Annotated in this window: 19 protein-coding genes; 10 read left to right on the forward strand and 9 right to left on the reverse strand. The window is 70.2% G+C overall.

The annotated features are described in order from the left end of the window. Positions 1-12: 12 nt before the first annotated feature. The 5 genes from GV790_RS00575 to GV790_RS00595 all read right to left on the reverse strand — a co-directional run bounded on the left by GV790_RS00575 (position 13) and on the right by GV790_RS00595 (position 4,350). Positions 13-756, reverse strand: coding sequence for an ESX secretion-associated protein EspG (locus GV790_RS00575; RefSeq protein ID WP_163809317.1), 744 nt, complete (start codon positions 754-756; stop codon positions 13-15). A gap of 8 nt (positions 757-764) precedes the next feature. After that, complete coding sequence (locus tag GV790_RS00580) at positions 765-2,084, reverse strand: PPE domain-containing protein (protein ID WP_163809319.1); 1,320 nt, start codon at positions 2,082-2,084, stop codon at positions 765-767. Further along, complete coding sequence (locus tag GV790_RS00585) at positions 2,077-2,448, reverse strand: hypothetical protein (protein ID WP_163809321.1); 372 nt, start codon at positions 2,446-2,448, stop codon at positions 2,077-2,079. Before GV790_RS00585 ends, GV790_RS00580 begins: the two co-directional genes overlap by 8 nt. Positions 2,449-2,491: 43 nt before the next feature. Next, the gene (locus GV790_RS00590) at positions 2,492-3,229 is read right to left on the reverse strand and encodes an alpha/beta hydrolase (RefSeq protein ID WP_163809323.1); all 738 of its coding nucleotides are present in this window, start codon (positions 3,227-3,229) and stop codon (positions 2,492-2,494) included. 161 nt (positions 3,230-3,390) lie between these two features. Next, positions 3,391-4,350: a helix-turn-helix transcriptional regulator gene (locus GV790_RS00595; RefSeq protein ID WP_163809325.1), complete on the reverse strand. Its 960-nt coding sequence runs from the start codon at positions 4,348-4,350 to the stop codon at positions 3,391-3,393. A gap of 94 nt (positions 4,351-4,444) precedes the next feature. Here GV790_RS00595 and GV790_RS00600 point away from each other — a divergent pair, with 94 nt between their 5' ends. Beyond that, on the forward strand, positions 4,445-5,593 hold the full coding sequence (locus GV790_RS00600) for an epoxide hydrolase family protein (protein WP_163809327.1): 1,149 nt from the start codon (positions 4,445-4,447) through the stop codon (positions 5,591-5,593). A 181-nt stretch (positions 5,594-5,774) separates the two neighbouring features. Here the strand turns inward: GV790_RS00600 and GV790_RS00605 are convergent, their stop codons facing one another. After that, positions 5,775-6,584: a hypothetical protein gene (locus GV790_RS00605; protein ID WP_256672971.1), complete on the reverse strand. Its 810-nt coding sequence runs from the start codon at positions 6,582-6,584 to the stop codon at positions 5,775-5,777. A 242-nt stretch (positions 6,585-6,826) separates the two neighbouring features. Here GV790_RS00605 and GV790_RS00610 point away from each other — a divergent pair, with 242 nt between their 5' ends. Together GV790_RS00610 and GV790_RS00615 are read left to right on the forward strand one after the other, a co-directional pair. Then, positions 6,827-7,999, forward strand: coding sequence for an acyl-CoA dehydrogenase family protein (locus GV790_RS00610; RefSeq protein ID WP_014352622.1), 1,173 nt, complete (start codon positions 6,827-6,829; stop codon positions 7,997-7,999). 9 nt (positions 8,000-8,008) lie between these two features. After that, on the forward strand, positions 8,009-9,136 hold the full coding sequence (locus GV790_RS00615) for an acyl-CoA dehydrogenase family protein (RefSeq protein WP_163809331.1): 1,128 nt from the start codon (positions 8,009-8,011) through the stop codon (positions 9,134-9,136). A 364-nt stretch (positions 9,137-9,500) separates the two neighbouring features. Here the strand turns inward: GV790_RS00615 and GV790_RS00620 are convergent, their stop codons facing one another. Further along, positions 9,501-10,112, reverse strand: a complete 612-nt coding sequence (locus tag GV790_RS00620; RefSeq protein WP_163809333.1) for a hypothetical protein — start codon at positions 10,110-10,112, stop codon at positions 9,501-9,503. A 316-nt stretch (positions 10,113-10,428) separates the two neighbouring features. Between GV790_RS00620 and GV790_RS00625 the strand changes: the two genes are divergently transcribed. Together GV790_RS00625 and GV790_RS00630 are read left to right on the forward strand one after the other, a co-directional pair. After that, on the forward strand, positions 10,429-10,704 hold the full coding sequence (locus GV790_RS00625; protein WP_163809114.1) for a hypothetical protein: 276 nt from the start codon (positions 10,429-10,431) through the stop codon (positions 10,702-10,704). Positions 10,705-10,763: 59 nt separating this feature from the next. Beyond that, entirely contained in the window at positions 10,764-11,612 is an 849-nt protein-coding gene (locus GV790_RS00630; protein WP_163809335.1) for a GNAT family N-acetyltransferase, read from the forward strand. Positions 11,613-11,705: 93 nt separating this feature from the next. Here GV790_RS00630 and GV790_RS00635 read toward each other — a convergent pair whose 3' ends face one another. After that, positions 11,706-12,311, reverse strand: a complete 606-nt coding sequence (locus tag GV790_RS00635) for a TetR/AcrR family transcriptional regulator (RefSeq protein ID WP_163809337.1) — start codon at positions 12,309-12,311, stop codon at positions 11,706-11,708. A gap of 236 nt (positions 12,312-12,547) precedes the next feature. Here GV790_RS00635 and GV790_RS00640 point away from each other — a divergent pair, with 236 nt between their 5' ends. Then, positions 12,548-14,338, forward strand: a complete 1,791-nt coding sequence (locus GV790_RS00640) for an ABC transporter ATP-binding protein (protein WP_163809339.1) — start codon at positions 12,548-12,550, stop codon at positions 14,336-14,338. Beyond that, positions 14,335-16,080 carry an ABC transporter ATP-binding protein gene (locus tag GV790_RS00645; protein WP_163809341.1) on the forward strand — a complete coding sequence of 582 codons (1,746 nt, stop codon included), beginning with the start codon at positions 14,335-14,337 and terminating at the stop codon, positions 16,078-16,080. Before GV790_RS00640 ends, GV790_RS00645 begins: the two co-directional genes overlap by 4 nt. Positions 16,081-16,288: 208 nt before the next feature. On the opposite strand, the gene GV790_RS00650 is transcribed toward GV790_RS00645, so the two are convergent. Continuing rightward, positions 16,289-16,840, reverse strand: a complete 552-nt coding sequence (locus GV790_RS00650) for a TetR/AcrR family transcriptional regulator (protein ID WP_163809343.1) — start codon at positions 16,838-16,840, stop codon at positions 16,289-16,291. Between the two features lie 270 nt (positions 16,841-17,110). Between GV790_RS00650 and GV790_RS00655 the strand changes: the two genes are divergently transcribed. The 3 genes from GV790_RS00655 to GV790_RS00665 all read left to right on the forward strand — a co-directional run bounded on the left by GV790_RS00655 (position 17,111) and on the right by GV790_RS00665 (position 20,132). Continuing rightward, positions 17,111-18,277: a cytochrome P450 gene (locus GV790_RS00655; protein ID WP_163809914.1), complete on the forward strand. Its 1,167-nt coding sequence runs from the start codon at positions 17,111-17,113 to the stop codon at positions 18,275-18,277. Between the two features lie 149 nt (positions 18,278-18,426). Continuing rightward, the gene (locus tag GV790_RS00660; RefSeq protein ID WP_163809345.1) at positions 18,427-19,512 is read left to right on the forward strand and encodes an S-(hydroxymethyl)mycothiol dehydrogenase; all 1,086 of its coding nucleotides are present in this window, start codon (positions 18,427-18,429) and stop codon (positions 19,510-19,512) included. Continuing rightward, positions 19,509-20,132 carry an MBL fold metallo-hydrolase gene (locus tag GV790_RS00665; RefSeq protein WP_163809347.1) on the forward strand — a complete coding sequence of 208 codons (624 nt, stop codon included), beginning with the start codon at positions 19,509-19,511 and terminating at the stop codon, positions 20,130-20,132. The genes GV790_RS00660 and GV790_RS00665 overlap by 4 nt, the downstream gene beginning before the upstream one ends. Positions 20,133-20,174 lie beyond the last annotated feature (42 nt).

The raw sequence follows: 20,174 nt of genomic DNA on the forward strand, positions 1-20,174 counted from the left end.
GACCGGGGGATCTCACCAGTGGTCGGCGAAGGTGCGCCGCTGTGCGGCGGTGACCATCGGCCGCAGATGCCCGGTGAACTGTTCGGCGTCCACCGCGACGATGTCGACGCTGTTGCCGGTGCGCACCAGGTAGCGGCCGTCGTCGGTGAGATCCACCCAGCACAGCACCCCGAAAGGATCCAGTTCCTCGTTACGCCGCACCGACACCACGATCTGGCCGATGCCGTCGCGGCGCTGCCGCAGCAGGGTCCGGATCCTTGCCGGTTCGGTGGGCCCGGCGACGGGCATCGTCACGAGATTGCGGCTGTCCTCGATCACCCGCGACAGCGGTGCGTTGAGCCGGGGTCCGGTGCCCGCCGGGAAGCCGGGAAGCATCGACACCACCCGGCCGGGCAGTGATGTGGCGCCGCCGGCGATCACCGTCAGCTCGGCACCGCGGTCCGGTGCACTGCCCGGGCGCTGGGCGGCGACCACCGCGACATTGCCGCTGGCGGCGCCGAGCACCCGGACCGGCGTGGGCGCGCCGTCCTCACCGCTGCGTTCACCGAACACCTCGACGCACACGTCCGGCCGGGCCAGCACGCGCAGCGCGGCCTCCAGGTCGGCGTCGAGGGTGCGTTCACACCATTCGGTCAGCGCGGGCAGTTGCGCGGCGCGTTCGGCGGTGTCACGCGCCGACAGTCGCACGGCCAGCGGGTAGGGGATGCGGTCGCCGTCGGTCCGGGACCAGGCCATGGCGAACTGGTCCGGGGTCATGCTCCAGTTCACTCGTGCTCGGTCCACTCACCGAGGACCGGCGGCGTGGTGGGGTCGAGCGAGCCGATCAGCTCACCGCCCGCACCACCCGGTTCGAGGAAGGTCAGTTCGTCGTCGACGTAGTGCAGGTCGTCGTCCTCGTCGTCGAATTCGTCGGTCTTGGCCGGCGCCTGCTTCGGCGGGACCGGGCCTTGGCCCGAGCGGGTGGTGTCGGCGGCGGCCAGCGCGCCGCCCATCAGCCCGCCCATGGCGCCGGCGCTCATGCCGGTGATGGCTTCGCTGCTCGAGCCGTGCGAATCCTGCCGCTTCTCTTCCCGTTTGCGCTGGTCGTCGCCGCTGGTGTTCGCGGGAACCGAGGCGGGGGCCGTGACGGATGCTGGAGAGGTGACAGCAGATGCCGGTGCCGTGGCCGGCATTGCCGGCGGGCGGTCGACCGGTGCCGCCGAGGCGACAGCGGTGGGTGCGGTGGTCGCGGCGGCCGGGGTGGTGGCGGGCGGCGCCTGCGGTGCTGCCTCCGGTGCCGCGACGAGCGGTGCGGCGGCGGCCGCGGGAATCGTCGGCGGGGCGGCGGCGCCCGGCTCCGTGGCCTCGGCCGCCGGCGCCGCCGGCTGCTGCCCCGCCTCGGGCTCGGGGACACCGATGACGGCACCGACCGCGGCCGGTTGCGTGACCGGCCTGCCCGCGGCGGTATCCGGGACCACGATCGACACCGGGCCCGGCCGCGCGGCTTCCGGAGCAGGATCGGCCGCTGCCCCGGCCACCGCGTCCGGGAACGCGGGGATTCCGGCACCGGTGGGGATGAACGCGCTGGTGTAGATGCTCTCCATCACCCGGACCACATCCTGGCGGGAGTTCTCGACGGACTTGGCCGCGGTGACGTTCTCGCTCGCGCGTGAAGGATCCAGCAGCGCCGCCGCCAGATCCGGCTCGGTCTCCGAGGGGCCGGGCACCGCGCCACGCAGCGCCTCGGCCGCATCACCTGCCTGCCCGAGCCGCTGCCCGACCACCGTCATCACATCGGCGAGCTGCCTGCCCAACTGTTCGAAATCGCGCACCGCCGCGGCGGCCTGCTGGGCGGCGGCGCCGCGCCAGCCGTCGGCAATGGCCGAACGAATCTCGGTGTGCGCCTGGTCGATCGCATCGGTCAGGCCGGTGGCGGTGTTCTGCCAGGTCTGCTGGCCTGCCAGCAGGGTGGCGGGGGCCAGCTGCTGCACGGCGGCATGGATCTGCTGGTGGGTGAGGTTGTCGAAGATCTCGACCGTCGACGCGTAGTCGGGGTCGACGCGCTGGTGAGCGCCGCGTTCGGCGGCGCGCGGCATATTACGCATCGGCGGCCACCTTCCTGGTGGCGGCGGCGACGGCGTCGTCGGTATCGCGGTAGGCCGCGGCGGCGGCGCGGAAGGTGTGCGCGAGGCCGCGCGCGGCGGCCGCGTAGTCGCGCAGCTGCGCGATGGCGTCGCCGGCCTTGCCCTCGAATCCGCGGCGCAGTGCGTCACCGGAGGCGAAGCCACCGAAACCCGGCAGTGTGGTGGCAGCGGCGAGTTGCTGGATCTGGATGTCGACCTGATCGGCCAGCTGTTCGTAGCGCAGGGCGCATTGTTCGTGCGCCCCCTCGGCCACCAGGACACCGTCGATCCACAGATCTCCGTTGTCGATCGCGGTACCGAGTGCGGCGATATCGTTGCGCTGCACCTCGTCCCCCTTCTTCCCATCGAGCTGCCTGCGCAGCTGTCGGTCACGAGCGCCGTGCCAACCCCTTGACGACTCCCAGCGTCCACTCCGCGATGTCGGCAGCGACCCGCGCGTGCACCGGCTCGTGCAGCAGATCGTGCCCGGCGTCGGCGTACTCCCGCAAATCTACCGATTCGTGGCGCTCAGTCCATACCCGCATCGCCTCGACCGGGGCGCGGCGATCGTCGGCGCCGTGCACGGCCAGCACCGGAAGCCGCGGCGGCAGCGGCGTTCCCGCGGCCTCCGGCGCCCCGCCGCCGAGCGCGCGGCGCGGCACCCCGGACAGCACCAGTGCGGTCAGCGTGTCCGCGGGCAATGCCGGGACCAGCGGATAGTCGGCGGCGACGGTGTCGGTGCCGCGGATCGCGTCCGGATCGGCGGACTCCGCCGGTGGGATGGCCGCGCCGAGTGCGCCGAGCGCGGTGACCGCGCCGAGCGAATGGCCCATCAGGATCAGCGGTGTCTCGGGGACTTGCGCCCGGACCAGTTCGATCATCGGTACCGCGTCTGCCACCAGTTCCCGCAGCGTGCCCGGCTGTTCTGGATCGCCTTCGCTGAGTCCGTGTCCGGCCGTGTCCAACGCCCACATCTCGATGTTCGCGCCGCGCAGCACCCGCGCGAACCGGTGGTAATGCCCACTGTGCTGACCGATGCCCGGCAGCAGTACCAGCACCGCTACCCGGCCCTCGTCCGGCCACCGCCGATAATGCATCCGGCCGCGCGCGCCGTCGAAGTAACCCATCACCGCATCGTCGCAGAATTCTTGGGGCAGTTGGGGACTCACGTTCTGGTACTGGTGCGTAGTTTTGCGGGCTCGAATATGGGATCCGTCACAGCTGGGCGGGCGCGGGACGTCGACGTCGTCGGCGGTGGATTCGCCGTCGGAATCATCGAGCAGTCCGGTTACCGAACAGCTCGCAGCGCCCGCTCGGCGAGGTCCCGGACGCGGTCCCGGAGTTCGGGCGGCTCGTGTACCTGGAACTCCGCGCCGAGGGCGAGCAGGCGTTGGGCCAGCCATTCGGGGGAGTCGTCGCGCTCGCAGTCCATCCGGCAGGAGGTGGAGCCGACCTCGATCAGGTCGCCAGGATCGTCACCGAGCCGGCCGGCGACCCGGGCCAGTGGCGCCTCGATGGTGACGCGGACCCGCAGCATCGGCGTGCCCCAATCGGTGCGGCGGCCCGCGACATAGGCCGCCGGATCCTCGGCGGGCAGGGCGCGCGGGGTGAACCGGGCGCCGGTCGGGCGGACACGGTCGATCCGATCCACCCGGAAGATCCGCCAGCCCTCGCGGTCGAGGTCATAGCCGACCAGATACCAGCGCCGCCGGGACGGCACCAGGCCCGCCGGTTCGGCGTGCCGGGCGGTGCGTGCGCCCGCGCCGTCGCGATAGTCGAAGCGCACCCGCTCGGTATTGGTCACCGCGACGGCCAGGGCGGTGAGGACGTCGGCGTCCACTCCCACTCCCGCACCCGACGGCACCATCAGCGCGGTCCCCAGCACCCGTACCCGGCGCCGCAATTTCGCGGGCAGGACCTGCTCGAGTTTGGCCAGTGCGCGCACCGAGGCCTCCTCGATGCCGATGACGGCCGACCCGGCGGCTGCGCGCAGCCCGACCGCCAGCGCCACGGCCTCGTCATTGTCGACCAGCAGCGGCGGCATGGCGGCACCGGCGACCAACCGATAACCACCGGCCGCGCCCATCGTCGCCTCGACCGGATACCCCAGATCCCGCAGCCGCTCGATATCGCGGCGCACGGTACGTCCGGTGACGCCGAGCCGTGCGGCCAGTTCGCTACCCGGCCATTCCCGTGGTGTCTGGAGCAGCGACAGCAGCCGCAGCAGGCGTTCCGGAGTGTCGTTCATATTTCCCGAGGGTTCCCGATAACTAGGACCTGATCAGTCCTATATGGCTCCTAGCGTAGTCCGCGGATCACCCCCTAGCTCACAGGAGAAACCGATGTTCCCGATTCGCCCCTTCCGGATCGACATCCCGCAGGCCGACCTCGACGACCTGCACGAGCGGCTGGCCCGTACCCGCTGGAGCGCCCACCGGTTGCCGGGGGAGGGCTGGGAGCGCGGGGTTCCGCTGGACTACCTGAAGGAGCTGGCCGAATACTGGCGCACCGGATTCGATTGGCGGGCCCATGAAGCAGCGTTGAACGAGTTTCCGCAGTTCATCACCGAGATCGACGGTCTCGATGTGCATTTCGTTCATGTGCGCTCGGCGGACCCGGAGGCGATTCCGCTGCTGCTCACCCACGGCTGGCCGAATTCGTTCGTCGAGTTCAGCAAGACCATCGGCCTGCTCGCCGACCCACGGGCGCACGGTCTCGACGACGCCGTGGCCTTCCATGTGGTGGTCCCGTCGGTGCCCGGCTTCGCCTTCTCGGCCCCGCCCGCCGAGCCCGGCATGAGTACCGCGCGGGTGGCCGCGATGTGGGTGACGCTGATGGAGCGGCTCGGTTACGACCGATACGGCGTCCAGGGCGGCGACCTCGGCGCCTATATCGCACCAGAGATGGCCATCGCGGCCCCGGATCGGGTGATCGGCGTGCACCTCGACGGCGGTATCGGCATGCCGACCGCCGCGGACGTCCCGGCCATGACCGACGACGAACGCGCCGAATGGGATCTGATGCAGCAGTGGATGACCGGCGTCGATCACCACGCGCTATTGCATGCGGCCCCGCAGACCTTCGCGCACGCCTGGACCGATTCGCCGGTCGGCCTGCTGGCCTGGATGGTGCAGAAGTTCCACGAGTTCTCGCCGCTGCCCGAGTACACCATCGACCGCGACCACCTGCTCACCAATATCGCGCTGTACTGGTTCACCGACACCGCGGGTACGTCGTCGTGGCCGATGTACAACGGTCTCGGTGACGGCGGGTTCGCGTGGCCGAAAGGTCAGCGGCTGGTGCCGACGGGGACCTACGGCGGCGGGTCGGCGTTGATGCGGCGGTTGGCGGAGCGGGACAACGACATCGTGCACTGGCCGGAGGGGAATCGGGGCAATCACTTCGTCGCGATGGAAGTTCCGACTGCGCACGCCGCAGACATCGGCAAGTTCTTCGGCAGTGTCCGGTCAGCAGGTGAGCGGAACGGTTGAGCGTACGATCGAAACCGCTGGCCGCGCAGAGGGTCTGACGAGCGGCCGGCAGTCCCCGTCCACGTGGGGATGATCCACATTTGGTCGCGATGGATCTGCCGGATCAGCAGTGGTCCCCGCGCAGGCGGGGTGTGGCGGCCGAGAGTAATACGGGCCGCCCGGCTCGGACGGCCCGTTACGCTCAGCGCCCGCCCTGCACCTGAGTGCCGGCAGGAACCTGCGGCTTGGGCGGCGCGGTGGTCGCGGCAGGAGCGGGCGCCGGAGCGGGCTCGGGTGCGGGCGGCGCCACGGCTTCGCCGGAACCGGCATTGCCGGAATCGCCGGGTGCGGGCGCCGGGGCCGGGGCGGGAGCCGGTGCCGGGCTCTCGGCGGGCGGCGGCAGCTGCACCGGCTGCTCGGCCACGGAGAACGTGCCGACGGTCGGCATCATCACGCAGCGCGCGCCGGGGTAATCGATGGTGCCCCACATCGAGGCCAGCACCGTGCCCGGCCCGCTGTTGACGGTCTTGGCCAGCGCCGGGGTGCCGAGTTCGGTGCGCTCGTCGAGCATGTCGATGCCGCTGGCCCCGTTGTTGATGTTCACCCACGCCACCACCAGGCCCGAGGACAGCGGGACGCCGGAATGCGCGGGCGTGGCGTGGAACATGAGGGTGCCCGGCGCGCTGTTGAGGCCGACGTTGGCGCTGGGGCCGTTCGCCGTTCCCGCGCCGATGATCGTGGTGACCAGGCCGTTGACGCCGCAACCGAAGGTGGGCGCCGGATAGGCGAAGGGGGCGAAGGCGCCGTTGATCTCGCGCAGCTTCGCCACATCGACCAGCTCGGTGTAGTCGCGCAGCGCCCCGACACCCGCGGTCGCGGCCTTGTCGCCTTCGGCGCGGTCGGCGAGCGCGGTCAGTCCCTTCTCGACCGGGGTCGGCGCCGGATCGGCGGTGGCCGTCGCGGTGAACGTCAGGGCGGCGCCTACTCCCAGGCAAGCCGTGGCCGCGGTCACACGTGCGATGGTTCTGCCGTTCACTGACTCAACTCCCTCGATCCGAACCATGGGACGGCCCGCGTCCCGTGCAGCAACGTACCAGGGGTGGCAGCTGTCCGCCGGGGTTGCTCGCGGCGACGGCGCAGATCAGCCCATCAGAGCATCGGTACGCGTGTCGCCCGGTTGTGATCCACTCGACAATGCACGATCTCCAAGGGGTAGGTTGGTCCGGGAGATACGAGACACGCAGGGAGATGCGTATGAAACTAGCCCTTTCCCCCGACGACGTCGCCTTCCGCGACGAGCTGCGCACGTTCTATCGCAACGAGATCCCCGCCGACATCCGTGACCGGGTCAAATACGGCCACGAGCTGTCACGCGAGGACATCGTCACCGCGCACAAGATCCTCAACGACAACGGCCTGGCCGTGCCCAACTGGCCGGTGGCCTGGGGCGGCAAGGACTGGACGCCGATGCAGCGCCACATCTGGCAGGACGAGATGCAACTCGCCTGCGTGCCGGAGCCGCTGACGTTCAACGCCCAGATGGTGGGCCCGGTCATCGCCCACTTCGGTTCCGAAGAGCTCAAGCAGCGCTTCCTGCCGCCCACCGCCGCGCTCGACATCTGGTGGTGCCAGGGCTTCTCCGAACCCGATGCCGGCTCGGACCTGGCCTCGCTGCGCACCACCGCGGTGCGCGACGGCGATTCCTACATCGTCAACGGCCAGAAGATCTGGACCACGCTGGCCCAGTACGCGGACTGGATCTTCTGCCTGGTCCGCACCGACCCGAACGCGCCGAAGAAGCAGGCCGGTATCTCGTTCCTGCTCTTCGATGTGAAATCGCCCGGCGTCACCATCCGCCCGATCAAGCTGATCGACGGCGGCTACGAGGTGAACGAGGTCTTCTTCGAAAACGTCCGGGTGCCCGCCGATCAGCTGGTCGGTGAGGAGAACATGGGCTGGACCTACGCGAAGTTCCTGCTCGGCAACGAGCGCACCGGCATCACCGGCGTCGGCCGGACCAAGGTCAAGATCGGGGTGGCCAAGGAATACGCCGCCGCCACCCGGTCGGGGTCGGGCACTCTGCTCGACGATCCGCTGTTCGCCGCGCGGGTGGCCGAACTGGAGAACGAACTGCTGGCACTGGAGCTGACGCAGCTGCGGGTGGTCTCCAACTCCTCGGACGGCAAGCCGAATCCGGCGTCGTCGGTGTTGAAGCTGCGTGGTTCGGAATTGCAGCAGGCGGCCACCGAGCTGCTGCTCGACATCGCCGGCCCGGACGCCCTTCCGGTCGGCGCGGACGACATCGCCTCGCCCGGCTGGGCCCAGCGCAGCGGCCCCGGCTACCTGAACTATCGCAAGACAACCATCTACGGAGGTTCGAGCGAGGTGCAGCGCACCATCATCGCCTCCACGATCCTCGGATTGTGAGGCGACACCATGGATTTCGATCTCACCGATGAACAGGTCATGCTGCGCGACACCGTCCGCGAACTGCTGGCCCGCACCTACGATGCCGAAACCCGGCTGAAGGTCACCGAGACCGAACTCGGCTGGAGCCGCGATGTGTGGCGCCAGCTGGCCGAACTCGGGGTGCTCGGGTTGAGCTTCACCGAGGAGGACGGCGGCATGGGCGCCGGTCCGGTGGAGACCATGCTGGTCCTCGAGGAAGTCGGGCGCAGGCTCGCGCCCGAACCGATCCTGGACGCGGTGCTCGTACCGGGTGGGCTGGTGGCCGCGGCGGGTACGGCCGACCAGCGGCAGCGGATCCTGCCGGGGCTGGCCGCCGGTGACAAGCTGCTCGCCTTCGCGCATGCCGAACCGGGTATCCGCTGGCCCTCGGCGGAGATCACCACGCGCGCGGTGCCGCAGGGCGACGCCTATGTGCTCGCGGGTGTGAAGAACCCGGTCGCACACGCTGATTGCGCGGACGAGTTCGTGGTCAGCGCGGCCCTGCCGGACGGTGGTGTCGGCCTGTTCCTGGTCGCCGCCGACGCCAAGGGTGTCAACCGCACCCCGTACGCCACCGTCGACGGGCAGCGCGGCGCCCAGCTCGAATTCGATTCCAGCCCGGCGGAACTGCTCGGCGACAACGCCGATTCCTCCGCCGCGGTGCGGTCGGTGCTCGCGCAGGCTCAGGCCGGTCTGTGCGCCGAATCCATCGGCGCCATGGAGGAGGCGCTGCGGCTGACCACCGAATACCTGAAGACGCGCAAGCAGTTCGGGGTCACCCTGTCGAAGTTCCAGACGCTGACCCAGCGCGCGGCCAATATGTATGTGTCGCTGGAGTTGGCGCGCAGCATGAGCCTCTACCTCACCGCGTCGCTGGCCGACGGCAAGGACGACGCCGTCACGGTCTCGCGGGCCCGGTTGCAGGTGGGCCGATCCGCGCGCCACGTCGGTCAGGAGGCCATCCAGATGCACGGTGGTATCGGTGTCACGGCCGAATACCCGGTGGGTCACTACGTTGCCCGCCTCACCGCCATCGAGCGCACGCTCGGCGGTGGGCTCGAGCACCTCAATGTGCTCGCGTCGCAGGTGGGTAACTACGAGTTGCCGGAACTGTAAGTAGTCGCACGGTAGAACGGCCCCGGTGCGCTCGCCGGGGCCGTTCGCTGTTTCACGGTGAAGGTGGACGCTGATACTCCCGTGCCGGGTGCCGGGTGCCGGGTGCCGGGTGCCGGGTGCCGGGTGCCGGGTGCCGGGCCGGATGCCGGACGTCGGGTGCCGGGCCGGATGCCGGACGTCGGGTGCCGGGCCGGATGCCGGACGTCGGGTGCCGGGCCGGATGCCGGACGTCGGGTGCCCGGCCGGCGCCGGATGCAGCTCGGGATGCCGGGTGCCGGGCCGGGCGCCGGATGGCGGGCCGCGTGCCGGATGCGGCCTGAGCGGTCGTGATGCCCGGTGACCGGAGGACGGCTACCGGGTCGACTCAGTTCTCGCCGGGCGGCGTCGGCACGACGTGCGGCGCACGCGGAGTCGGCTGCGGGTATCCCGATTCGGGTAGGTCCGGCAGTTCGGTGAAGGCGGGCCGGGTCGTCGGCCGGATGAACGTCGTCGTCTCCGGGTCGGGGGTTTCCCGATCCGCGCCGTCCGGCTCGTAGGTCGGCAGCGGGCGGGTGGTCCGGGCCGGGCGCGTGGTGGGGGTGCTGGTGGGTTCCCAGTCCTCGGTGGTGGCCGGCGGCTCCGTCGTCGTGGTGCGCTGGGCGCGCGGCCGGCGGGTAGTGGTCTCCGAGTCCTCGTCGACGCTGTCGGTGGAATCCTCGTCGGGAATCTCGGTGGTCCAGTGCGCGGGCAGGGTGCGGCGCGGGCCGGGATCGGGGGCGATCTTCCAGGTGGGCGAGGGCGGAATGATCACCTTCGACGCGGTGATGGTGGTGCCCTCGACGACCGGCGCCGGGGCATGCGACCCGGAACGGATCGGTGGTGGCGCGACGTAGGTGTCCTCGCTGCCGACGCCGCAGGCGCCGATGAGGACCAGACCGAGGGACACGGCACCGGCGGCCGCCACGGGACCGACGATTTTCGCCCTGTTGCTCTCCATCGGTGACGCTCCTGGGTAAGTACGAGTCGCGCTCACCCTAGACGAGCTCCGCTGTCCCGGCCAGATGGTGGTCGGCGTTATCCGCATGTGCCGGTGGCCGATCGGCTACCACGAACCGTCTCTGAAACATTGTTAGGTCAGATAACGAAGTGGTCACCTCGGCGTGTCGCGCAGCCGGGTGCGGCAGGATTCATTCGTTGTGGTCGTAGCGTATGTGATGCAAGTTACGCGTGAGACGCCTGAAACCTGGATGAGAGCGCATCGAGCGGTTGGCGCGCACGGAATTACTCAGAACGGCGTCATCGAGGAGTAGATGATGGGAGCTTCTTCGACCACCCCCCTGTCCGCCGCGGCCGCACCGGCCACGGCGCCGTCGCCGGATCTCGGCGACGCACCCGCACGTGCCGTACCCGCCGTCGTATCGCGGGTGCTGGCCTGGGTGTTCTTCATCGGTGGGCTCGTCGGTGCGATTCTCGGCATCGCGGGTCTGCACGTCGAAATCACCGTCGCCGGGCTCATTCTGGCCTGCACCACCGGCCTGATCTTGCTCAAACTGCGGGCCGACGCGGCCGGCTCCGCGGCCGCGAGCTGACCGGCGAGCCCGCCGAAAAGCGCGGGCACGCACCAGGCTTCGTTCTCTAGCCTGGATCCATGGAGATCGAGACCACTGGCGATGCCGTCCGATTCCGCGATCGGGCCGCCGCGGTGCTGCGCGAGGATCCCTTGCGGCACACGGTGATCGCCACGACCGTCAACAACATCGCCTCCGGGCTGGACAGCCCGCCGGTGCCGCCGGTGTTCGTCACCGCACGCAACGGCGGCGCCACCGGCATCGCCATGCGGGCCGGCCGTCGTGATATCTACCTCGGCGCGCTCTCGCCGGACGTCATCGCCGCCGTCGCGGACACCTTCGCCGCCACCGCACCGGATGCCGGTGGAGTAGAAGGCCCGACCGCCGTCGCCGAAGCCTTCGCCGAGCACTGGTGCGCGGCGCAGGGTGGCGACCCGGTTCCCGCCTTCGCCACCACGCTGTACCGGCTGGGTGATCTCATCGCACCCTCCGTGCCCGGCACCGCCAGGCAAGCCACCGAAGCGGATCTGGACCTGTGCATGTCGTGGATGACGGCCATGCGCGTCGAGACCGGCATCCCGGCGGGCGCCCCGTCGGCCGATGCGCTGCGCGCACGGATCCGCGCGGGCTCGTGGTGGTTGTGGGAAGACGGCGGCGCACCCGTGAGTCTCGTCGCCCGCCAGCTGCCGTCGTTCGGCTGGTCGCGCATCGGGCCCGTGTTCACTCCGCCGATCGCCCGTGGCAAGGGATACGCGAGTGCGCTCACCGCGCACGTCTCGCGGGTGGTGCTGGCCGAATCCGTCGATGTGTGCCTGTTCGCCGACACCGCCAACGACCTCACCAATCGGCTCTACCGCAGGCTGGGTTTCCGGCCGGTCGGCGACTACACCGCGTTCCGGTTCGCCAGCGCCGGATCCGCTGAGCGGTGAGCGGTTCGGAGGCGTCCGCTCGGCGTCGTTTCCGGTGACGATGCGTTCGGCGTCGCGGCGGCGGCCGGACCGGCTCGGGCCGCTGGTGCTTCGTCAGGCCGAAGTCTCGCCGGACGGCCAGATGCCGCGCAGCGGTCGCAGTCCGTCCTCGACGTAATCGGTGACGGGGCGGGTGCCGCCATCGAGGTACCACTGTTCGAGGGCGGCGAAATATCCGAACGCCAACGCGTTGGCGGCTACCCGGGCCTGGGTGTCGGTGAGCCGGCCGGTCGACGCGATCAGTGGGGTGAGCCGTTGCGCGGTGCGGTCGGCCGAGGCGCAGGCGGCCATCCGCACCGACGGCTCGGTGAAGTGGTATCGGATGCGGCGCCACGGCCCCGCGGCGTCGCTGGTGTCTTTCGTGTCGGGTTCGTCGGCGGCTTCGTCGCTGCGTACCGAACGCAGCAGGCTGGCGATGGGATCGCGCGGGTCGACCATCGCTTCGATCTCCTCCGCGCTGAGCGTGTCGAATTCGTCGGCGACGATGATCCCCTCCTTTGTGCCGAAGAGGCGATAGACCGTCGACGGTGACACCTCGGCGGCCGCGGCGATCTCGTCGATGGTGACGGCGCTGAAGCCCTTCTCGTCGAAGAGGTCGAGGGCTCGTTCCTGGATGGTGTGCATCGCCTTGACGCGCCAGCGTTCGCGAAGTCCGCTCATGTGATCACGGTATCAGCAAGTAACTGTCTGGAGCATGAGGCTGTCTTTCAGACATTGACTGTCTGTAATCAGGATCGTACAGTCACTCTCTAGAGACAGTGACTTTCTGAAACCTGCGACCCGCGCGCACCGATCGCGCAGACCGCCCCACCCCGAAGGACCGGTGCCATGCATCGACCCGGCCACCACGAACCCGTCCCGGCAGTTGTCCGGAGGCGCCACGCGAGGGGACTGACATGACCGCCACCGACCTCGCCGATGCGCCGGCCGCATCGTCCGAACCGCGATCCGCCCGTACGAACGACACCTCGGCAGCGGCGCTGCTGCGCCCGCACGTTCGGGGATTCGCCGCCGTCATCGGCCTGCAAGTCATCGGTGCTGTTGCCGGGCTGGCGCCGCTGATCGCCGTGGTGGAGCTGGGCCGGGTGCTGCTGTCACCCGGCCCGATCGATGACGGCCGGGTCTGGGCGGCGGTGCTGCTCGGGGCGGGCGGCCTGTCCGTCCGGCTGCTGTTCACGGCCGCCGCGTCCGGGCTCGGGCACGTTCTCGACGGCCGGGTGCAGTTGTCGCTGCGCCGGCGGCTCGCCGCACATCTGGGCCGCGTGCCGATGGGTCTGCTCGCCCGGCGCCGCACCGGCGAGCTGGCCAAGGTGGTCGGCGAGGATGTGAGCGCGGTGCATCCGTTCATCGCGCATGCTCCCGGTGAGCTGGTGTCGGCGTTCGTGGTGCCGCTGGTGTCGCTGATCTATCTGCTCACCGTCGATTGGCGGCTCACCCTGATCACGCTGATCCCGGTGCTGCTGGCGGTGGCCCTGGTTCCGTTGATGATGACTCCGGCCCGGCAGCGCGAACAGCAGGAATTCGATGCGGCGATGGGGCGTATCGCCGACACCGCGGTCGAGTTCGTTCAAGGCATCGCGGTGGTGAAAGCCTTCGGCGGTGGTGACCGCGCGCACCGCCGATTCCGCACGGCGGTGGACGATTTCGCCGGCACCTTCGTGCGCTGGGTGCGCGGCATCTCCCCGATCGCCGCCGGGATGCAGTTGGCGTTGTCGCCGCCGTTCGTGCTGCTTGTGGTGTTGACGGGCGGCGCGGCATTGATCACCGGCGGCAGCCTGGCGGCCGCGGACCTGCTGCCGTTCCTGCTGCTCGGGCTGGGCTTGACCGCACCGGTCGCGGCGCTCGGCCACGGATTCGACGATCTGCAAGCGGCCGGCCGTGCGCTCGGCCGGGTCCGTGCGGTGCTCGACGTCGAGCCGTTACCCGAACCAGCGCGCCCGGTCGCGCCACGAGGCCATCGGGTGCAGCTGCGCGATGTCCGATTCGCCTACGACACCGGACACGAGGTGCTGCGCGGCATCGACCTGGTGCTCGAACCGGGCACGGTCACCGCGCTCGCGGGACCGTCGGGCAGCGGCAAATCCACCCTGGTGCAACTGCTTCCGCGGTTCTTCGATCCGACGCACGGCAGCATCAGCATCGGCGAGGTCGACCTGCGCGAGATCGGCAGCTCCGCGCTCTACCGGACCGTCTCGTTCGTCTTCCAGGACGTGCGGCTGCTGCGCGCCTCGGTAGCCGACAATATCGCCCTCGCCGTGCCGCATGCCGAGCGCGAGCAGGTGGTGCGGGCCGCCCGGCTCGCGGGAATCCACCAGCGGATTCTCGAACTGCCACACGGCTACGACACGGTGCTCGGCGTCGACGCCGGACTGTCCGGCGGTGAGGCACAGCGGCTCTCGCTCGCCCGTGCGCTGCTGGCGGACACGCCGATCCTCGTCCTGGACGAGGCCACCGCATTCGCCGACCCGCTGACCGAACACGCGGTACGCCGGACCCTGTCGACACTGCGCGGTGAGCGGACCCTGCTGATCATCGCCCACCGGCTGGAGACCATCGCCGACGCCGACACCGTCGTCCTGCTGCGCGACGGCGAGATCGTCGAGCGCGGCGCGCCCGCCCGAGTTCTGGCAGCCGACGGCGCATTCGCCGAATTCTGGCGCACACATCGAGGAGCTGAACTGCCATGATCGCCCTGCTGCTGCGCGTGCTCGGGCATACATACGCCGGTCCGGTGCGCCGCGCCGTGGTCCTGATGACCGTCACCGCCATCGCCGAAGGATCGGCCTACGCCCTCCTGGTCCCGGTGCTGCGGGAGTTGTTCGGAAGCAGCCCCGGCAACGCCCGGCCGTGGCTCGCGGTATTCGCCGCCGCCGTCGCCGGTTACGCGGTGCTGCGCTATGTGAGCGATCTGGCCGGATTCCGGGCCGGAACCACGCTGCTGCGCGGTACCTATCACCGGCTCGGCGATCATCTGGCCCGGCTGCCGATCGGCTGGTACGGGCGTGACCGGGTGGGTGAGGTGTCGGTGCTGGCCAGCCGGGGCGTGCTGGAAGCGATGAGTGTGATCGCGCATCTGCTCGCGCCGTTCATCGCCGCGGTCGTGACGCCGCTGACGATCGTCGTCGTGATCGCCGTCGTCGACTGGCGGCTCGGTCTTGCCGCCCTGATCGCGGTGCCGCTCGTGGCGGCGATCCAGTCTCGGACCGCACCGGCGATGGCGGCCGCCGACGCCGAACGCCACGACCGCGACCAGCAGGCCGCCGGTCGCGTCATCGAATACCTCCAGGCACAGCCGGTGCTGCGGGCGGGCGGGCGCACCACCGAGCGATTCGGCCTGCTCGACGACGCGCTGCGCGGCATCGAGCGTGCCGCCCGCCGCTCCGCGCTGTCGGCCCTGCCCGGGGTCGTCGGTCTCACCGTCACCGTCCAGGCGATGTTCACCGCGCTGCTGGCCCTCGGGGCCTACCTCGCTGTGGGCGGAACCCTCGGCGCCGTCGAGGTCCTGGCGATCCTGGTGCTCGCGGCCCGCTGCGCCGACCCCGTGCTCGCGCTGGCCGACATCGGCGGCAAACTCCGCAGCGCACGCGCACAACTCGTCCGGATCGACGCGCTGCTGCGCACCGAGCCGCTGCCGGAGCCCGCGCACCCGGCCCGGCCGAGCGGCCACGAGCTGGAGTTCGACGCGGTCACCTTCCGTCGTGGCGGCCGCACGGTGATCGACGAGCTGAATCTGACCGTGCCGCAGGGCCGTCGGGTGGCGATCGTCGGGCCCTCCGGGGCGGGCAAGAGCACCCTGCTGCACCTCATCGCGCGCTTTCACGATGTGGACGCCGGCGCCGTGCGAGTGGGCGGTGTCGATGTCCGCGACCTCGGCACCGCCGCCCTGATGGCGCAGATCGCCGTCGTCTTCCAGGACGTCTACCTCTTCGACGGCACCATCGAAGACAACATCCGGCTCGGCAGGCCCGACGCCACCGACGCCGAAGTCCGCGCCGCCGCGAGCGCTGCCCAGCTGGACGAGGTGATCGGACGACTGCCCGGCGGGTGGCGCGCCGAGGTCGGTGAAGCCGGTGCCCGGTTGTCCGGTGGTGAACGTCAGCGCGTGTGCATCGCCCGCGCCCTGCTGAAGGACGCGCCCATCGTGCTGCTCGACGAGGTGACCTCGGCCCTGGATCCGGCCAACGAAGCGGCCGTGCACCGTGGCATCGAACGCCTGATGGCCGGGCGCACGGTGGTGCTGGTGGCTCATCGGCTGCACACCGTGCGCACCGCCGACCACGTCGTCTTCCTCGACGACGGCCGGATCGTGGAGGCGGGGTCCCCTGCGGATCTGCTGCGCAAGGGTGGTCGCTTCGCCGAGTTCTGGGGCATGTCCGTCGGCAGCGGGGCCGCCGGCGCGAGCGGGGATCGGTCTCAGGTCGTGTCGTGATTCATCCGATAGGCGGATGCCACCGGTTTGCGCCGTCACTACGGTGGGTAAAGGGTCGGGCCGCATGAGGAGGAAGACGTGAACATCATCGATCTCGGTTCGTCGGCACTGAACCTGGCGAACACCGTCACATCGCTGGCCGCCAACGTGACCTACCTGTTGCAGGCCTGGGGCCTGCTGTAATCCGAACAGCAGCAGGCACCTCGGGTCAGCGCCGGGTGGCGAAACCCGGTGCCACGAAGCGCCGCACCACCTCGCGTTCGGTGGCGGCGTCGGGGAGGGGCCAGGTGAGCAGGGCCAGCACCACTCGCACGATCCATTGCGCCGCTTCGTCGTCGGGGGCGCCGGTGAGGGTGGCGGCGATTCGGGACAGCACCGGGGAGCCGGTGAGCGCTTCCTCGCCGGTGGCGCGGGAGGCAAGCCAGCGGTACAGCACGGGATCGGCGCGGATCGCCGCCACCGAGGCCAGAATGGCTTCGACAACGCGGCGTGGACCGGTGTGGCTGCCGATCGCGGCGGCGACGCGCTCGGTGACGGTGGCCGCCGAGTGCGCGAGGACGGCGTCGACGAGGGCGGCCTTCCCGCCGACATGGCGGTAGAGGGTGGCCCGCGAGCAACCGGCCCGTGCGGCCACCTCGTCCACGCCGACGTCATCGATGCCGCGTTCGAGGAACAATTCGGTGGCGGCGGCTTCGATGCGTGCGACAGCGGCCGCGCGGCGATCGCCGCCGGTGAGCCAGTCTCCGTGGTGCTGAGCCATGCCGGCGCCTCCTGAGATCGGTTGTCGTCTCAGGATGAGACAACCTCCATAATTTGTGTACCCCGCAACCCGGCGAAATCCCCCGGAGGGTCGATGACGTCACCTCGGGGCTCTCTGCCGGATGTCTCGAGGCGAGACCACTGTTGACCCGGGTATCGGCAACAGCGCAGCGTCGAACCCGGTAACGGCAGACGAGAGCGGGAGCGCGCAGTGGTGGCACCGAGCGATATCGACATCTTCGACCCGGCGTATCTGGACGACCCGTATCCGATGTACCGGATGCTGCGCGAGCAGTCGCCGGTGTGGCGGGTTCCTGGAACCGACTTCTTCCTGGTGACGTCCTGGGACCTGGTGACCGAGGCGGCCACCCGGGTGGAGGACTTCTCCTCGAACCTGACCGGGGTGATGATCCACCAGCCGGAAGGCCCGCCGCTGGTCTTCGATATCGACGGTGGTGGTCGGGCCGTTCATGTGCTGGCCACAGCAGACGATCCGGTGCACGCCGCACACCGCAAGCTGGTCTTCCCGTATCTCGGCGCGCGCGTACGCGGCCTCGGGCAGCTGGTGCACGACCTGGTCGACCGGCTCTGGCAGGAGCAACTGCGCGGCGATCGCATCGATATCGCCACCGGGATCGCCGACCGGCTACCGCTCGGGGTGGTCGCCGACATCATCGGATTGCCATCGCCGGACGTGCCGCGATTGCTCGCCTGGGCCTATGACAGCACCGAGATGCTCGGTGGCATCGTCGCCGAGGGGCGGCTCCCGCGGCTGGTCACCTCCGCCGCCGAACTGGCCGGCTATCTGCATGATCAGCTCGCCCGCGCCCTCGCGCGCCCGGAAGGCACCGTGCCGGGCCTGCTGGACGTGCTCGCTTCGGCGTGCCGGCGCGGTGATCTCGAACCCGAGGTCGCCGTGCTGATACTGGTGCAGCTGGTGGGCGCGGGCGGCGAGTCGACGGCGGGCCTGATCGCGAACGCGGCGCGGATCCTGGCCGAGCACCCGGTCTTACAGGATCGGCTGCGCACCGACACCGCCGCGATCCCGGCCTTCCTCGAGGAAGTGGCGCGGGTGGAATCGCCGTTTCGCGGACACCATCGCCATATCACCCGGGAGACCACGCTCGGCGGAGTGGTGCTGCCCGCGGGCGGTCATCTGTTGCTGATGTGGGGCGCGGCCAACCGCGACCCCGGCACCTTCGCCGAGCCCGACATCGTCGATGTCGACCGCTCCGGCCGCACCACCCTGGCGTTCGGCAAGGGCGCGCATTTCTGCATCGGCGCTGCCCTGGCCAGGATGGAAGCACTGGCCGCGATCACCGCGCTGCTCACGCGCAGCAGCGGATTCGGCCTGGTGGACGATGCCCCGCCGCAGTGGGTTCCCAGCCTGATGGTCCGTCGGCACGCTCGGCTGCCGTTGTGGATCCGGCAGCGCTGACCGGCGGCAGGGGCGGCTCCGGCGACGCCTGTGTCACTTCGGTTCCGGTCACCGGTACTCGAGGCGGGGATGGCCGACTTCCGGCCATACGTCCGGCTACGGTGAGAGCAGTGGCCCGCTCGGGCCGCGCCGCGCAGAGAGGAGAGATCGTGCCGCAGAACGTCCGAGGTGTCATCGCCCGTCGATCGGGTGCTCCGGTGGAACTCGTCACGGTCGTGATCCCGGATCCCGGCCCCAACGATGTGGTGGTGCGGGTGCAGGCGTGCGGGGTGTGCCACACCGATCTGACCTACCGTGAGGGCGGCATCAACGACGAATTCCCGTTCCTGCTCGGGCACGAGGCGGCGGCCATCGTGGAGACGGTCGGGGAATCGGTCACCCATGTCGAGGTGGGCGATTTCGTGGTGCTGAACTGGCGGGCGGTCTGCGGGCAGTGCCGCGCCTGTAAGCGGGGGCGGCCCTGGTACTGCTTCGACACCTTCAACGCCAGCAAGCCGATGACGCTCGAGGACGGCACCGAGCTCACCCCCGCCCTCGGCATCGGGGCGTTCGCCGACAAGACGCTGGTGCACGAGGGTCAGTGCACCAAGGTCGATCCGGAGACCGATCCGGCCGTCGCCGGACTGCTCGGCTGCGGTGTGATGGCCGGGCTCGGCGCGGCGATGAACACCGGCACTGTGGGCCGCGGTGATTCGGTGGCCGTGATCGGCTGCGGCGGTGTCGGCGATGCGGCGATCGCGGGCGCGCGGCTGGCGGGTGCGACGACGATCATCGCCGTCGACCGCGACCCGAGCAAGCTCGACGCGGCCCGCGAACTGGGTGCCACCCACGTCATCGACGCATCCACTGCCGACGCGGTGGCCGAAATCCAGGAACTCACCGGCGGTTTCGGCGCCGACGTGGTGATCGACGCGGTCGGCCGCCCGGAAACCTGGAAGCAGGCGTTCTACGCCCGCGATCTTGCGGGCACCGTCGTCCTGGTGGGCGTGCCGACTCCGGACATGACCCTCGAGATGCCGCTGATCGATTTCTTCAGCCGCGGCGGCGCGCTCAAATCCTCCTGGTACGGCGACTGCCTGCCCGAACGTGATTTCCCCACGCTGATCGAGCTGTATCGGCAGGGCAGGCTACCGCTGGAGAAGTTCGTCACCGAACGAATCGGGCTCGACGCCGTGGAAGAGGCGTTCCACACCATGCACGGCGGCAAGGTGCTGCGTTCGGTGGTCGTGCTGTGACGCGGGTGGAGCGCATCGTCACCTCCGGCCAGTTCTGCCTGGACGGCGGCTGCTGGGATGTGGACAACAACATCTGGCTGGTCGGCGACGGCAACGAGGTGCTGATCATCGACGCCGCCCACGACGCCCGCCCGATCCTGGACGCGGTCGCGGGCAGGCACGTCACCGCCATCGTGTGCACGCACGCCCACAACGACCACGTCACCGTCGCTCCGCAGCTGTCGGCCGCCACCGGCGCGCCGATCCACCTGCATCCCGACGACGACGTGCTGTGGCAGCAGACCCATCCGGGCATCGAATACACCGCGCTCGCTGATCGGCAGCGGCTCGAGGTCGGCTCCACGCATCTCGAGGTGCTCCACACGCCGGGCCATTCCCCCGGCTCCTGCTGCCTCTACCTGCCCGAGCTCGGCGAAGTGTTCAGCGGCGACACCCTTTTCGAGGGCGGGCCGGGGGCCACCGGCCGCTCGTACTCGGACTACCCGACCATCCTGGCCTCGATCAACAACCGGTTGTTCGCGCTGCCGGAGGAGACGGTGGTGCACACCGGGCACGGGCCCGACACCACGCTGGGCGCCGAGCGCGCGAATGTCCCGGCCTCGGCGGACACCGAGTCCTGATCGGCGGACGGGCAGCGAAACCTGTTCTGCCGATGGCGGATA

The sequence above is a fragment of the Nocardia cyriacigeorgica genome (assembly GCF_010858045.1).
Taxonomy (GTDB): Bacteria; Actinomycetota; Actinomycetes; order Mycobacteriales; family Mycobacteriaceae; genus Nocardia; species Nocardia cyriacigeorgica_E.